The 16,038-nt window shown below is 42.8% G+C and carries 12 protein-coding genes; 1 reads left to right on the plus strand and 11 read right to left on the minus strand.

The window, feature by feature from the left end:
- Positions 1 to 6: 6 nt before the first annotated feature.
- From lpxB to IQ230_RS03400, 10 genes are all read right to left on the minus strand, one after another.
- The gene (gene lpxB / locus IQ230_RS03355; RefSeq protein ID WP_193930667.1) at positions 7 to 1,182 is read right to left on the minus strand and encodes a lipid-A-disaccharide synthase; all 1,176 of its coding nucleotides are present in this window, start codon (positions 1,180 to 1,182) and stop codon (positions 7 to 9) included.
- A complete protein-coding gene (lpxA, locus tag IQ230_RS03360) occupies positions 1,179 to 2,006 on the minus strand; it encodes an acyl-ACP--UDP-N-acetylglucosamine O-acyltransferase (RefSeq protein WP_193930668.1) in 828 nt (275 codons plus the stop codon). The genes lpxB and lpxA overlap by 4 nt, the downstream gene beginning before the upstream one ends.
- Before the next feature lie 87 nt (positions 2,007 to 2,093).
- Positions 2,094 to 2,618, minus strand: a complete 525-nt coding sequence (fabZ, locus tag IQ230_RS03365) for a 3-hydroxyacyl-ACP dehydratase FabZ (protein ID WP_193930669.1) — start codon at positions 2,616 to 2,618, stop codon at positions 2,094 to 2,096.
- Positions 2,619 to 2,645: 27 nt separating this feature from the next.
- Positions 2,646 to 3,503 carry a UDP-3-O-acyl-N-acetylglucosamine deacetylase gene (gene lpxC, locus IQ230_RS03370; protein ID WP_228054549.1) on the minus strand — a complete coding sequence of 286 codons (858 nt, stop codon included), beginning with the start codon at positions 3,501 to 3,503 and terminating at the stop codon, positions 2,646 to 2,648.
- Between the two features lie 84 nt (positions 3,504 to 3,587).
- Positions 3,588 to 5,993 (minus strand): BamA/TamA family outer membrane protein, encoded by a 2,406-nt coding sequence (locus IQ230_RS03375; RefSeq protein ID WP_193930670.1) that lies wholly within the window; start codon positions 5,991 to 5,993, stop codon positions 3,588 to 3,590.
- A 176-nt stretch (positions 5,994 to 6,169) separates the two neighbouring features.
- Positions 6,170 to 6,937, minus strand: coding sequence for a phosphoribosylaminoimidazolesuccinocarboxamide synthase (gene purC / locus IQ230_RS03380; protein WP_193930671.1), 768 nt, complete (start codon positions 6,935 to 6,937; stop codon positions 6,170 to 6,172).
- A 259-nt stretch (positions 6,938 to 7,196) separates the two neighbouring features.
- On the minus strand, positions 7,197 to 10,604 hold the full coding sequence (locus tag IQ230_RS03385) for an EAL domain-containing protein (RefSeq protein WP_193930672.1): 3,408 nt from the start codon (positions 10,602 to 10,604) through the stop codon (positions 7,197 to 7,199).
- A gap of 881 nt (positions 10,605 to 11,485) precedes the next feature.
- Positions 11,486 to 11,992 carry a hypothetical protein gene (locus IQ230_RS03390; RefSeq protein WP_193930673.1) on the minus strand — a complete coding sequence of 169 codons (507 nt, stop codon included), beginning with the start codon at positions 11,990 to 11,992 and terminating at the stop codon, positions 11,486 to 11,488.
- A 202-nt stretch (positions 11,993 to 12,194) separates the two neighbouring features.
- A complete protein-coding gene (locus tag IQ230_RS03395; RefSeq protein WP_193930674.1) occupies positions 12,195 to 14,360 on the minus strand; it encodes a pentapeptide repeat-containing protein in 2,166 nt (721 codons plus the stop codon).
- A 58-nt stretch (positions 14,361 to 14,418) separates the two neighbouring features.
- Positions 14,419 to 14,760 carry a hypothetical protein gene (locus IQ230_RS03400; protein ID WP_193930675.1) on the minus strand — a complete coding sequence of 114 codons (342 nt, stop codon included), beginning with the start codon at positions 14,758 to 14,760 and terminating at the stop codon, positions 14,419 to 14,421.
- Between the two features lie 306 nt (positions 14,761 to 15,066).
- Here IQ230_RS03400 and IQ230_RS03405 point away from each other — a divergent pair, with 306 nt between their 5' ends.
- A complete protein-coding gene (locus IQ230_RS03405) occupies positions 15,067 to 15,498 on the plus strand; it encodes a hypothetical protein (protein ID WP_193930676.1) in 432 nt (143 codons plus the stop codon).
- 44 nt (positions 15,499 to 15,542) lie between these two features.
- Here the strand turns inward: IQ230_RS03405 and IQ230_RS03410 are convergent, their stop codons facing one another.
- The gene (locus IQ230_RS03410; RefSeq protein WP_193930677.1) at positions 15,543 to 15,917 is read right to left on the minus strand and encodes a hypothetical protein; all 375 of its coding nucleotides are present in this window, start codon (positions 15,915 to 15,917) and stop codon (positions 15,543 to 15,545) included.
- Positions 15,918 to 16,038: the final 121 nt, after the last annotated feature.

The following is a 16,038-nucleotide window of genomic DNA, read 5'->3' on the forward strand; positions in this document are numbered from 1 at the left end:
CCACCTTCATCTCGGTAACATCTGGAGAATTTCTTGTGCAGCGCGATCGCAGACTCCTACTTCGCCTACAGCGCGACGCATTTGTTGATAGTCTGCCAAAATTTGTTGACGACGGCTAGGGTCAAGCAACAAATCTAAAGCATTTTGGACAATATTTTCAGGTGTTGCTTGCTCTTGCGGCAATTCTGGCACAATTGATTTCATTTCCACCAAATTTGGCGGCGACATAAATGGAATTGAAAACTTGAGGATATGCCGTGCAATCCAAGCTGTAATTGGACTCACGCGATAAATGACAACCTGCGGTACATTCAACAGTGCAATTTCCAAGTTAACTGTTCCCGATTTAGTAATTGCTAAGTCTGCTGCTGCCAATATTTCTAAGGTTTGACTCGATCGTAATGTAGCTTGTAAGCCGTAACGCGTAATTGCTTGTTCAATTGGTCGGCGATAAATTTCTAATGATAAAGGAATCCAGAAATGCACTTGCGGCAATTTTTCTTGCAGCGTTTTTGCTGCTTGCAACATCACAGGTAGAAGATATTTAATTTCCTGGCGGCGCGAAGCAGGTAAGAGGGCAATTGCGGTTTGTTCTGGAGGAATTCCTAGCGCTGCACGCGCTGCATCACGGCTAGGGGCAGTTTGCATTCGATCAACCAAAGGATGACCTACCCAAACAACTTTGCCACCATTTTGTTCAAAATACCGCGCTTCTTCAGGAAATATTGCTAAGACTTTATCCGTAATCTTGACAATCTGCTCGGTATTGCGCGAATTCATTGCCCAAACCCACACCTGTGGCGCGATGTAGTAGACAATTGGAACATTTGGTAGTTCGCGGTGAAGATAGCTACCGATATTTAAATTAGGTTGCGCGTAGTCAATGAGCACAACTAAGTCAGGAGGATGTTGCTTAAGGTTAGCGATCGCGCGTTTTTGTAGTTGTAGCGTCGGTAAAACAAACGGTAGTGACTCAAAAATTCCCACTGAACCGATGCTGCTAGTATCTCCGAGTACCGTTGCACCCGCCGCCGCCATTTTCTCGCCACCAAGCGCGACGATATTTAGTTCCCAGCCTAAACGCGCAGCTTGACGCTTTAATGCTTCAATTAACAGAGCGCCCTGTAGATCTCCCGCAACTTCTCCTGTACTAATAAATATCCGTCGCCCTTGACTTCTCATTCATCACTCCTTGTGTCAAGAGTGCGCCCTGGAATTAGTCCTCGACGTCCTGGCATTTGCGAAAGTTGCAAAAACTGACGTAGGTGTTGGAGGTGTTCGCTGTCTTGTAGTAAGTCTAATTTTTCTAAAGCTTGATTGAGTGTCAAGCCAGAGCGATATAAGGTGCGGAAAGCTTTCTTAAACGTTTGAAAAACTTTTCCGTCATCGAGTTCGACAATACCAGTACGCTTTAGCCCGATCAGATTTAGCGATCGCACTCTTGCGGGACTACCTTCAACTAACATATAAGGCGGGACATCGCGGTCAATACGGCTCATACCGCCCACCATTGCCAGCCTACCGATATGAACGAATTGATGAATTCCCAGAACTCCACCAATTGTGGCGCGTGATTCAATATTGACGTGACCCGCCATCGCGACTGCATTTGCAATCACCACCGAGTCTCCAATCACACAATTGTGTGCCACATGAACATAAGCCATGAGTAGATTATTATTGCCAATAATTGTGGCTTCGCCTGCACCTGTGGCGCGGTTAATTGTCACATACTCGCGGATGCGGTTGTTGTCACCGATCTTGACATGTGAAACCGCACCTTTGTACTTGAGATCCTGCGGTTCTAAGCCAATCGCAGCCCCTGGAAAAATATGATTGCCTACGCCAATCTCAGTCGGGCCATCTAAGACTACATGCGCGCCGATGACCGTTTCTGAACCAACTTTAACGTGCTCGCCAATGACCGCGTAGGGACCAACTTGCACCGAAGGGTGCAGATCTGCACCAGAATGAATTACAGCAGTGGGATGAATCAGTGTTTTCAAGAGTGCGTCTCCGAAAGAAACTAGGGTTCAGGGGTTAGGGGCTAGGGATATCAATAAGTAGCCACTACCTTTTTCCGCTAGCCTCCTTTAATCCACCAAGGAAAACATCAATTCGCCTTCAGCAGCCAGTTGACCGTCTACTTCAGCACGAGCTTGCATCTTACCGAAACGACGCCGCTTGACATACAACAGTTCCGCGCTCATGACGAGCTGATCGCCAGGAACAACTTGACGGCGGAATCGCACTTTGTCAATTCCAGCAAACATAAACAAGCCACCTGCGACTTCGGGTAGTTGCGTCAGCACAACGCCACCAACTTGTGCCATTGCTTCGACAATCAGAACGCCTGGCATAATTGGTCGTCCTGGAAAGTGCCCCTGAAAATGAGGTTCATTGAAGGTAACATTTTTAATGCCAACTGCGCGTTCTCCAGGAACATACTCAATAATGCGATCGACGAGTGCAAAGGGATAGCGGTGCGGCAACAACTTTTGGATATCTTCTAGCGTAAAAATTGTTTTGCCTGTGACTGCAGCACCATTAGGAGATTGATGCTTACCAGAAACGGATGTAGGGGATTCGGGTGAGTTAACGGGAGTGAGAGTGGACATGAGGTTCTTGAGTTAGAAGTTGGGATTTCAGTGTGAATCTAAAATCCTTTGGGCAAGTTGAATGTGCAGGTTGTGGCTTGCTTTGTAAGCAAAGAAATGAGCTAGCGGTAAATTGCCCAACAAGCTCAAATCTCCCACTAAGTCTAAGATTTTATGACGCACTGGTTCATTTGCAAATCTTAAAGGTGGATTAATCCAACCTTCTTGACTACAAACGAGTGCATTATCTAGACTGCCTCCCTTAATTAAACCTTGCTGCTGCAAAAAATCAATCTGATGGGCTAACCCAAAAGTGCGTGCAGGGGCAATTTCTGTGGCAAAGGTAGAAGCTGGTGTCGCAGCAGCAATCGCCTTTCCTGGCGACCAACTGTACCATTGATTACCAATTGCCGGTAATTCAAAATCAATTCCATAAGTAAAACGTGTTTCTGACGCTGGTAATGCTGCAACAAAAGCACCATCATGATACACCCAGATTGGTTCAGAAATTGCTGGAGGAGTAAGACGGGGTTCGGCTTGAGAGACTACACCAACCTGCGCGATCGCATCTACCCATAATGCTGCTGAACCATCGAGTAATGGAACTTCTGCACCATCAATTTCAATGCGAACGTTGTCTACCCCCATACCAGTAAGCGCAGCCAAAAGATGCTCTACGGTGCGCACTGTCGCTTTCCCTAGACCTAATTGTGTCGAAAGCACAGTTTGATTGACAGAACTCACCTTTGCGGCAATCGCAGGTGACGCGGGCAAATCCACGCGGACGAAATAACGCCCAGAACCTACAGGTACCGGCAGCAGTCGCACTTGTGTCTTTTCACCACTGTGTAACCCTACTCCTGATTGCTGAATCTCACCTGCTAAAGTGTGCTGTGCGATCGCCATTGAGGTATCAGATCTACTAGGTGTTACCTTACTAGTCGTTGGCTGCATCATTATCCTTCCCTTTTTTCCTACCCTAGCCCCTGATTAAAATCTCTCTCCAATTCCAAAGTGTAGACGATTGTCACCCTCGCTATTGATACCATAATCAATTCGCAGTGGTCCTAACGGGGACTGAACGCGCAAACCAACACCATAGCCAAAACCACTACCAGGTTTATCGAGTTGTCCGGCGGGGTTTCCAGGTACATTTTCTCCTGTGCCTAAATCAGTTGCAACGTCCAAAAATAACGCGCCTCCTACTACTGAAAAGATCGGAAAACGATACTCTGCTGTGGCTTGCAAGAAACTGCGACCACTTCCCAAATCACCTTCATTAAAGCCTCGCACAGAGCTAACACCTCCCAAAGAAAAAGCTTCATAAGGCGGTAGATCGCCAAGGACAGTTCCCGCTTGCACGTTAAATGCTAGGGTTTCTGCTCCTTCAGCAAAGTTAGTAAAGTCTACTGGCAAGTATTGACTATAGCTCCCTCGCAGTCGATTGAGGAAGATATTTCCTGAACCCAGGGGGACAGATTGCTCAACACCAAGTCGCAGTAGCGAACCATTTGTTGGTCGCAGTGCGTTATCACGGCGATCGCGGACTAATCCAAGTTGTAATGTCAATAAATCATCAATTCCCGTACCAGAGAAGCTGAGATCAGTTGGTTCGCCATCTGCTCCTACCTGTCCTTGTGGTCTTAAGTCACCATCTGAATCGCGAATCGAAATTCTTTGATATTCCAAACCTGCTGATGCTGTCCACTCAGATCTTTCTAGCGGATTTCGTGACAAAGGACGTGTAAATGTTACGCCACCACCGAGGCGTAATACTCGCGGGCGATCGCCTAAAAGCTCGCCCGCACTGTCAAGAACTTCAAACTGCTCGTCACTGCTATCAAAAATCAAGGAAATTGAACGGCGCCGGAAGGCATTGACAGTATAGGAAGTACGGAAGGGATCTCCGGCAATCCAAGGATCGGTAAAGCGGACATCAAACAATACTTCCCGTTGTCCTACTTGTAGTTCTGCTCCGACTTTTTGGTTGTTGCCACCCAAGTTTTGTTCTTGGTAGCTTAATGTACCGAATAATCCACTAGCAGAACTAATACCTGCACCAGCCGCAACCGAACCACTATTACGTTCATCGACATTGACAACAACAACAACTTGTCGCGGATCTTGACCAGGGTTTAAGGAAACGTTGACATCTTCAAATAAACCCAAACCAAAAACGCGCTGCAAATCTTGTTGAACTACTGTGCGATTAAAGACTTGTCCTGGTTGTAGCGCTAGTTCGCGGGTAATGATGAAATCGCGCGTCCGCCCTTCAATTGGTCGTCCTTCATCGTCTGTCGCCTCGCCTTCGCTAATAAAGCGGACTTGAATATCTTCGACAACACCTTCTGCGACTTCTAAAGTCACGACTCCATCAGCAGAGACTTGCGGCGCTGCCACAACTTGTGCTAGGACAAAACCGTTCTCTTGATACCATTGGTTTAACTGCTGAATTCCTTCTTGTAGCTGTCGCAAGTTCAAAATTCTGCCATACTGCGGCTGAAAAATGTTGTTAACGACTTCAGCAGGTAATACTGAGGGAACATTGATACCTGGGTTTGCTTGTACTTGAACCGAGCGCAGAACTGGGTTAGGTTGCACAATAAATGTGACACGAACTCCTAATGGCGTGTCTGTCGGTTCGGCACGGACGTTCGAGAAGAAACCTGTGGCGAAGATAGCATTAATATCTTCTTGCAACTGCGTGCGTGTTGTTGTCCTGCCTGGAACTGTACGAATTGCTTGATAAACTTGATTTTCTAGTTGAGGATCTAATGCTCCTGTTTCTGCACCAACGACAACTTCAGAAACGAGAACTTGGGGCGCTGCATCTGGAGTTGCTTCTGGTTCTTCCTGTTGTGGAGTGATTGGTGGAGCTACCTCTGGTTGCACACCTTCAGGAAGTGGTGCTGGTTGGGGAGCGGTTTCGGGAGATGGAACACTTTCTTCTGTTGGTGGTGTATCTAGCGGTGCTTCTGGAGTAATTGGCACTTGCAGTCGATTAGGTGTTTCTTGTCGTGGTACTCCTCCTGTACCTGGAGGCGGAGTCACTGGGACAGGTTGTTGTGGTGGAGTTGCGGGAACCCCTTGAATATTTGGTGACGGAAATACCGGCGATGGTTGTGGCTGTGGTGCAGGATTGGGCATTTGATCTGTTTGATTCGGTACCGGTGTTTGCCCTAGTAGCAATTTTGCCGAATCATGTCTTTGTAATGGTCCAGGCTTTGTTTCGACGACAACATCTGTGACTGGAACTTTTGTATCTTGTGCCATTTGCGGTGGCTGGGATACTGATTTAACTTCAGAGGAGTCTACAGTTTGTCCTGTTGCTGGAACTGTTAAGCTTAACGGAGCAGCGATCGCTACAGTTGCTGCCCAAAACGAGGATATGCGCATTTTCTTCAACCTATTCAGCACTTCCACACACCATGTCTATTTGTAACAGGGATTAGTGATTTAGTTTCGAGTTTTGAGTTTTGAATTAGAAGTGATTAGTGGCTAGTGTTGAATTTTGAATTGTGAATCAAACAATTCTTTTGACTTTATTAAACTCAACACTCAACACTCTCGACTCACAACTCTCCCTTCTCCTGACCTCTGACTTCTAAACCTTGAATTCTCATTTGAATCCGTTCTAAAACTTGCTGGTAAGCATTTTCTACATTTCCTAAGTCGCGGCGGAAGCGGTCTTTATCCATGACGCGGTTGTTAGGATCGGTTTCTGAGGAGTTCCAAAGACGGCAGGTATCAGGGCTAATTTCGTCAGCTAATCGGATTGTGCCTTGGGTGTCCAAGCCAAACTCTAGCTTGAAGTCTACCAAGGTTATGCCACAGCTTTGAAAAAACTCTGAAAGATGATGATTAATTTCCAATGCTTGCTGCTGTAGTTGGTCTAGCTGTTCGGGAGTTGCTAGTTCCATCAGTAACAAGCGATCGCGGGTTAACAACGGATCTCCCAATTGATCATTTTTATAATAAAACTCCACTAACGGCTGTTTGAGAACAGTGCCTAAGGGCAATCCTGTTTGTTGACAGAGACTACCAGCAGCAATGTTCCTGACAACAACTTCTAAAGGAAAAATTTGAACTCGCATCACTCGCATTTGATTCGGTGCAGGACAATCAATGAAATGAGTACGAATGCCACGCTCTTCTAAGTACTGAAACAATAATTGAGAGATTTTGCAGTTGATTTCGCCTTTCCCAACAATTCTGCCACGCTTTTGAGCATTAAAAGCTGTAGCATCATCTTTAAAATGTGCCAGTAAAATTTCTGGCTCATCAGTGATGTAAATGATTTTCGCTTTGCCTTCGTAGAGCAAATTTTTTCCGACAGACATTAGCAATTATAGGGCTACTAGCAAGCCTAAACGGGCTTCATCATTGTATCGCTCTAGGTAGACAACAGCTGCTTTAAGACAAAAAGGAGTGAAGTGAGTGATGAGTGGCTAGTGGCTAGTTGTGAATTTTGTTGAGTTCTAAAGAGTTTTGGTTTTGAATTGTTCGCGAACAAAGATACCGGAGGCATTAGCATTTACTCGACACTTCACGACTTTTAGTCTCCCTATGTACCTCTGCTTCTCTAACTTCCTGACCCCTTTATACCCCCATACATTCTAATTTGGCAGCAATTAAAGCTTCGGTTGCTTGACTATCGAGTGGACGTGAAAATAAGTAGCCTTGCCCAAATTGACACTTAAGTTCTTGCAGCAAATATGCTTGTTCAGATGTTTCTACACCCTCTGCAATTACGTCAATGCCTAAGTTCTCTGCTAATGCTATTACTGTGTTGACAATTTTGCTTTTTTCCCAGTCAACATGAAAGTCTTTAATGAAGGATTTATCAATCTTTAAGGTGTCAACGGCAAAACGGTGTAGATAGCTTAGCGAAGAATACCCAGTGCCAAAATCATCAATCGATAAACCAATGCCCAACGCTTGCAATTCCTTAAGCATATTTGCAACTAAATCAGCATTTTCTACAAGCGTACTTTCGGTAATTTCTAACTTCAAATAGCGTCCGTTAAGTCCTGTTTCTTGCAAAACTTGCTTGACTTGCATTACCAAATCAAGTTGACGAAATTGTTTAGGCGATATATTCACACTAATTTTTAGATCAGCTGCTGATCTAAATTTTTGCTGCCATTCATGCATTTGACGACAAGCTTCGCGCAATACCCAGGCGCCAATCTGAGTAATTAAGCCAGTTTCCTCCGCTACTGGGATAAACTCTACTGGAGAAATGAATCCTCGTTCTGGGTGCTGAAGACGGATTAGTGCTTCAAAGCCAACTAACTCTCTTGTTTTTAAGTTGACAATCGGTTGATAATGTAGTCGGAATTCTTGACGTTCTATTGCTCGTCTAAGATATGTCTCCATTTGCAAAAGTGCCATCGCTTGAGCGTGCATACTCGCATCAAAAACGGCATACCGTGCTTTACCCAATCCTTTGGCACGGTACATTGTCGTATCAGCATCTCGCAATAAATCTTCGGGTTTTTCGTAACCTGTCGTGCTAAAAGCAATTCCAATACTTGCCGAGGTAAAAACTTCGTATCCTTCGAGGTTGAAGGGTAGAGATAACGCGTTTTGAATGCGTTCGGCGATTAAAGTTGCATCTTGTACTTTGCGAATATTTTCTAGTAAAATTGTAAATTCATCTCCACCAAGACGCGCCACAATATCTTCAGGGCGCACGCACATTTCTAGACGACGAGCGATCGCGATCAGTAGGCGATCGCCAATCATGTGACCTAGACTATCGTTAACAACTTTAAATCGATCGAGATCTAAAAATAACACCGCGAAAGAATAGTCTTCTTGCTGCCTTGCCCGTCTAATGCTTTGATCTAGTTGTTCAGTAAATCGCAGTCGATTAGGCAATCCTGTGAGAGCATCGTGAAATACTTGATGTAGTAATTCTGCTTCTGTCACTTTATTTGCAGTAATATCAGCCTGCGAACCTGCGAGGCGATAAGGTTTGCCATCGCGATTTCGTACTGCTAAGCCGCGACTGAGCATCCAGCGATAAACACCGTCTTTGTGTAAAATTCGATATTCTTGTTCTAAATGCGGTGTTTGTGCTTGCAAGTGAGATGCGATCGTTGCTTTCAATCGATCCACATCTTGTGGATGTACCAAGTTAAACCAATCTTCTACCGTGTTACCAACTTCTTTTTCTTGATAACCCAACATCGATTTCCAACGTGGAGAGAAATACACTGTATTCGTATTTAAATCCCAATCCCACAATCCATCATTAGTACCACGCGTAGCCAGCGCATACCGTTCTTCACTTTCACGCAAAGCTTCTTGAATTTCTCGGCGTTGTTCTTCAACTCCAATTGCTGCTGCAATAATCCCAATAATTTTTTTATCCGCCTCAGATAAAGTTAAATTGTACTGATATGCACACAGCGCACCAACAATCGTTTCCTTACATTTGATACCTTGACACACATAAGTTTTAGTTCCATGAGTCAGGATCTTCAAATTTGTTTTGGCAGGATGTGTATTTTGTAAATTGTGACTGACACTACTATCTTCACAGCATTGCTGAACTAACTGATAAAAAACACTTGCTTGAGTATCTTGAGTATCTACCTCAAGCTTATTTTCTGAAATGATTTGCCATTGTCCCACCAAACAAACTTTTGCCTTTTCTAGCCGATAATAACTAGCGCTTGCTTCACCTAAAAGTTCACCACAAAGCGCAGTTAGTCGATTAATATTTGCTGTTGGGTCTGTACCAAAACTCAAAAAACATTCGTTAATCTTCGCGAGTCTTTCTTGACTCTGCTTACGCTCTGTTATATCTTGTGCTACACAAACTATTCCTTGAAGTTTACCTTGCTGACTGTACATGGCTGTAGCTGAAAAAGATATGGGTTTTCGTCTTCCTGTATTTGTTAACCAGTACGTTGCAAAAATTTCTATTTTACCTTTGTTTAAAATTTCTTGAACACTCAGTTCATCAAGCGTTTCCTCCAAAGGAAATAAACTCTTTATTGGTTTTCCAATTACCTCATCTGAGCAAACTTCTAAAATTTTAGCTGTAGCTGGATTAATTCTAAGAATAACTAAGTTTGTATCTAAAACAATCAGAGCATCAGCCATAAATTCAATAATACTGTCTACATAAGATTTGGATACCATTGTGGTATTCAAATCATCCAGCATTTGATTAAAAGCAGTAGCTAAAACACCTATTTCATCTTTATTTTTAATTTGTACTCTTGTAGAAGTTTCTCCCGCGCTGACTCTATTTGCTGCTTTAGTAAGTTTCATTAGAGGCTTAGCAATTGAGCGAGAGATAAATGAGCCTAAGCCAATTGCAGAAAAAAAAGCTAATCCAGTAGAGAAGAGTATGAGAATATTAGCCTGATTGATCGCTCCTTGAACTTGTTGAACTTCAGTTAATAATTCTCCTCTGGCATCGTGGTTATATTCAACAATTAAAGGAACTAATTCTGTTTCAAAATGCGGCTCTAGTTCTTGTTTAAAAAAAACATCAGCTATGTCAATATCTTGATAAACTAAATTAAACAAATGAAAAATATTTTTTTTATATCTTAAAAAAACAGACTCAATTTCTTCTAAGTATTCTATTTCTTTCTCTTCCTTTAAACGCTTTCGTACGTCTGTTGCAGCAAGTTCAATTCCTTTTGTAGTTGCTTGCTTACTTAAATCTATATAATTACTAACCGTTGCTAAATCTTGTAAAACTGTTTTTTTATATTTAAGTATTCTAATTTGAGTTTCTTCTGTATTCTCTGTGTGGTAATTAATTTTATTTTTCTCTTCTAATAAGTCCCGTAATTCTGCTTGTGTCTGTTGTAATGTTAGCGATACCTCATTTGAATTAATAAACTCTTCTATTGAACTTTTTGTTACTTGGTCAATACTATATCTAACTTTTAGATTATTTAATAAAGAAATACTACTAGTAACTCCTAATAAGAAAGCAGTACCTAAAAAAGCAAAAATTAATTTGTGCTTGAGTTTCATGCGGATTTTTAATTAGCAATATTTCTGTATTAAGTAGTTACTAACTACACATTTTAATAAAAGTTAAAATAAGCAAGTAGCAAGTCAATACAAAGAAAATACTTGATTTTCAAAGTTTTGAATTAACTCCATACAATCTAGGAGATTGTCATCAGGACACTTTTATTGCTAGGATTTTGAGTTTACTTCGTTTATAATTCGTAATTCTTGATTTTCATAATGAGCGCTATAAGTAGAGTAATGGCACCATATATAATAATTATTTCTTGTGAACTGCAAGTTCAACGATAAAAATACTGAATTTCCAAATATTTTTTTGATTAAACTTAAGTTTAGGTGTTTGTGGTGAAATACTAGCTGAGCTATAGCAGATACAGCTAACTAATTGGGTGAAAATAAGCGTAACTTAAGGGCTGTTAGCAGTCAATAGTCAATAGTCAGTAGAGCAATAATTAACCATTGACTATGAACTAGCACAAAATGTGTGATAAATCATTACGTTCCCCTACTTAGAGTGTTGTAATTTAACTTAAAACTCTCAGAGGTCACGAGTTAGGTATCAGAAGGCTATGTGGAGTTGAAGTTTCAAATTTACGAATATTAACCGGTTAAAGCCATTATGGCTTTAGAATGCCTAGGTCATATAAGTATTTTCCTAAAGCTATAGCAATCCTATCTAATTTATAAAAACTACTGTTTGAACGAACCTTACTACTCAGAGAAGGAAAGTGAGGGATTTTCACTCATGTTTTAAAACTGTTATGGCGTTTGCTATTGTCAAAAAAAATTTACTGCTCCTAACCTCAGAAGCAGTACTAAACCATTCGGTTAGTGGGAGACATTAAATTAGAAGAGTTTTCTATAGGCACAAGTATAGCAAATTACCTAAACCTCAATCCTACACCACCTTGAATCGATATAGCATTACCACCGCCATTGCGGAAAGCATCGAAGGCAATAACAGCATTACCGAAGATAACAGTATTACTATTAGGAATAACGTAGTCAATTCCTGGCTGTAGCGCAAAACTGACTTGATCTCCTACTGGAGAAGGTGTGTTGCCGTTAGCAAAAACAATTCCAGCCCCAATATAAGCATCTGTTTGCCAAGTTAATGGCACATCGTAAGAGACACTAGGAACAACTGCTGTATTCTCGCCAATAAAAGCTTGTGTCCGTAGAGAAAAAGGTGCTTCTAAGATTTTATATCGTACTGCAATGGTAGCACCTAGCTGGCGACCATCTCCAGCGGCATCTCGACTTAGTCCTACAGTTGGACCAACACCAATATAACTGCCATAAGCAGCTTGTGCCGATGCTGGTTGAGTTAAACTGCTACTCAGCGCGATCGCAGCAGTTCCAATAAAAAAATAATTTAGACGTTGCATTTTCAACCACTCCTCACATCAATAGGGGTCACAGATCAGGGGAGTCGTGAAGTGTTGAGTTATGAGTGAAGAAAATTCTTTTAATTCAAAACTAAAAATTCAAAACTCAAAACTTATCACTCATCACTCGCCCCTCGCCCCGGACTTCGTCCCGCTGGGCTTCGCCTCGCTTCGCTAACGCTAACACTCCTCACCCCTCTTTCTAGGGACAACGAGGATGACGACCACCTTGAGTACAAATATACGCTAATTGTTTGGCATCTAAGTTCTGAGCATTAGCAAAGTCAACCCCCTCAACAATGGCAGAAAGCGTTGCTTCGGGAGGTGCTTGAATAAATTGCTCTTGAGATGGTGACTTGAAGAGGATAGCGCCTTGCATATCAGTTTGAATCAATTGTGCACCACGCAAATCAGCTTGCCTTAAATCCGCATTCCGTAAGTTTGTGTTTTGTAACTGTGCGTTCCGAAAATTAACACCACTTAGTCGCGAATCACTCAAGTCGGCATTTTTCAGATTAGCATGACTGAAATCAGCACCTGATAAATCAGCACCTCGCCAGTCAGACGCTGTGACGTTAGCGTATTGCATCTGTGTGCCTAAAGCATTCGTACGACTTAATCTTGCCGCTTGGAGGTTTGCACGAGATAGGTCGGTTGCTGCTAAATCACTACCTGTCAAACTGGCGTTTTCTAAGACGACATCCCGCAGGTTAGCTCCGACAATTTGCGTACTACTAAGATTAGCACCAAACAAGTTCGCGCCTGCAAGATTGGCGCGGTTAAGAATAGCATGGGTGAGATTCACGCGATGCATTAAGATGCGGCTAAGATCAGCTTCTGTCAAGTTTGCAGCTTTTAGTTGCGTGTCACTCAAGTCAGCAATGCGATCGTCAGTAGTATTCCAGCGGCGATCTTCACCTGCAGAACGCCACTGAGTACCGCGAAAACTTCCTTGGTTAAGATTGGCAGCACGCAGTTGAATTCCTGATAAATTGACATTATCAAGAAAGAGTGAGAAAGGCAAAGCTGAATCAGTTAAATTTTCTCCGAGAACAGTGCGGCTCAAGTCAACGCGATCTAGATTGCCACTGTAAATGATGAGTAGATTAGCGATCGCTCTTTGAGTCGCTTCTAGGCGTTGTTGATGCAATGTGAGTTCTTCTGGTTTGCTGCTATAGCGCACATAGTCTAAGGCATTAGCTAATGACTGATTAGAACGTCGCAGATGCGGTATGACCTTGAGTCCAGTGCTAGCAATTGTTTGTTGAATCGTATCAAGAATTAAAGGATCAGTTTCTTGCCCTAAAAGATCTACGAGCATTTGTAAGGCTTGCGGATCGTCGAGCGTGCCGAGGGCTGTAATTGCTTTACGGCGCTCTTGTAAGGTAGTAGGTGCGTTATGACTTAACTTTTGGACTAATGCTAAAAACTGCTGACTATTTTGCTGTCTTAGCTGACGCTGGTTTGCTTGAGTTTGAATATAAACTTGAGTACCAACTAAAGTACCGAGTACAGCCGCCATGCTGCTTAGGGTGACAAATAGCAGCGCCACACCAGGATTTCTCCGCATCCAACGCCACCAATAAGGTTTTTGGGGTGATTTACGGGGTGGAACAACCGTCACCATTGCCGCAGAAGGCATCAAAGGGCGTGATGCGTAAGGTGTGTACTGAGGAATTAATGGACTTGTTGCGGGGCGTAAATTGCCAAGCAGTGCCGCATAGCTACGATTGGCGTCAACAACATATGTACCTGCCAATCGATCGTGCCAACAGCGACGGTAACGATTAAATCGAGCACTAACGCCTTCTCCTAATACTGTGATTAGCGAGAATCCTACCAACATTCCTAACGAAGGAACAGCACCGCTGTAATGCCATAAGACATAAGCAACTAGTAGTGGCGCCCAAGCACCGACGGCTTCCCTAAGTAAAGCACGTCGCATTCCTGGAGGATTTCCAGCCGCAGTCACAACCCGTACGCCAAACCAGCGTTTAGGAAGAGTGCTGCCTGTTTTAGCAAGAAGATATAGTTGCCAACTAGTGAGGACAATTGGGGCAACTAATGCACCTGTCCACAGCCAATTTGTTAATGGGGCAATTTGTTGAGTGCGGCGATCAGCAGGAAGCGCTAACGTTGTTGCGATCACTTCTTTTGCAGTTGCTAATAATGGATTGATTGGTTGCGTTCCTTCAGTATGTAATTGAGTATAAACTCCCAACCCAAAAGGAACTACAGCACTGGTAATAATTAAAGATACTTCGACTGTCCAAGCCGCAAAGCGCCTCGTCACTAGGGGCAAAGATTTAGATTCTTGCCCCACACGGCGATCGCGATTGACACTTCTCCTCACAGTTGAGTTCGCCATCACACCTTCCCTTTTGATATTTTGTTTAACACCGCAGCGATCGCACACACAAATCTAATCAGCTTTTATCCGAGGTACGAGTCAACAGAAACCGATACCCAAAGTACATTAGCACTGCCAAAAATGCCAAACTGATTACAGTAGCAACAATTCTGAGTACTACGCGTAAAATAGCAAGTCCAACTACGAATGCTACAGCAACAACAATCAGTTTTCCTACATTTGATAAGCCTTTGAACCAATTGACAAATCGATACAGTACTGTAGGCACAGAAGATTGATCGGTCGGCGCTACAGGCTGTTGAGGTTGAGCAACAACAGGAGGTGAGGTGGGAGTGGTTATTTCTGCCTCTAATTGTTGCAATCGTTGTTCTAATTCTTGATCTGGTTGAGAGTTCATTTTAATTCAGGCTGCACTTTGGCATGATGTTAAACGAAAGATCGTGCTTCGGCAAACAATTCTGTTTTAGCGACATCTTAGCGAAACTTAGGCTTTTACAGACAACAATTACTACGTAAAAGCAAACTAATTTCACACAAAAAATTCTGTTGTTATTTTGGCTACTTGAGAAAGTGGCATAAAGAGACTCATAAACTTTTTTTGCTCTTCTAGAATGAAGTAACAAAAGGAACTAGGGTAAATACCCAATCGTCCTTGAAAGTAAAGCAAGACACATTGCGGGGAAACAATCGGAGCAAAATTAAGATGAAAACGCGCATAAATTGGTTGGTTGTTTCCACAGTGCTAGCCACAAATTTAATCGCTACTGCTGCAATGGCAAATGCACCTGTAGTACGAATTTCACCCAATTTTCAGCCAGACCCAATTGTTGTGCAAGGGACTTCTGGAGGAGCCAAAAATAGCAACTGCGGTAACATCGCTGGTGCACCAAATCAAGTTATCCAGGTAACAAAACCACTACCGTACTTACAACTACAAGTCAAAAGCGAAGGACAACCTACCTTATTAATCGAAGGACCAGGAGGACGTTTCTGCGTACTAGCAGATCGCTTTTCTGGCGGTAGTGCTCAAATTTCGGGCTTTTGGCAGCCTGGTAGATACTCGCTGTACATCGGTGAAAGATCCCAAGGAAGACATCCTTATACGTTATCTATCTCTCAAAAGAAATCTCCGTAAATAGAAAAAAGCGCGATCGCACTTTACGGAAGTGCTAATACGTTTCACTCTTCAATACGTTGACCTTCAACTTCAACTGCTTGTACTTCTATAGTTCCAGGAGGTGTCAAGCGTTGAAAATGACCCTGTTCAATTTTTAGTGGTTCGCCACAGTTGGGACACTGTAACTCAGTTTTATTTAACCCTGTAAATTCGTAACGACAAACAGGACACTTATCTTGCACTAAGTTACGTTGTAGCCACCAACGAAAACAAAAAAAAGCAACAACTGGTGCAAGTAACAGCAGCCCAAATAAAATTAAAAAAGAGTTCACTAACCAGCCTAAGCCCACTGCTCCTAACAGCCAAACAACTGCAAATATAGCAAGCCAACGGGCTAAGTTACCTAAAGTAAATTGTAGTGATGAGTTTAATCGCATTTTTTTATCCGGCTCTGTTTCTAGGATAGCTAGTTCTTGCAGATGGTCAACTTAACTACCTAGAATAAATAACGCCTGTAAATTTTTCTACTTCAGTACTTTAAGCACAGGAGAAGAAACT

The sequence above is a fragment of the Gloeocapsopsis crepidinum LEGE 06123 genome, assembly GCF_015207655.1.
Classification (GTDB): Bacteria; Cyanobacteriota; Cyanobacteriia; order Cyanobacteriales; family Chroococcidiopsidaceae; genus Gloeocapsopsis; species Gloeocapsopsis crepidinum.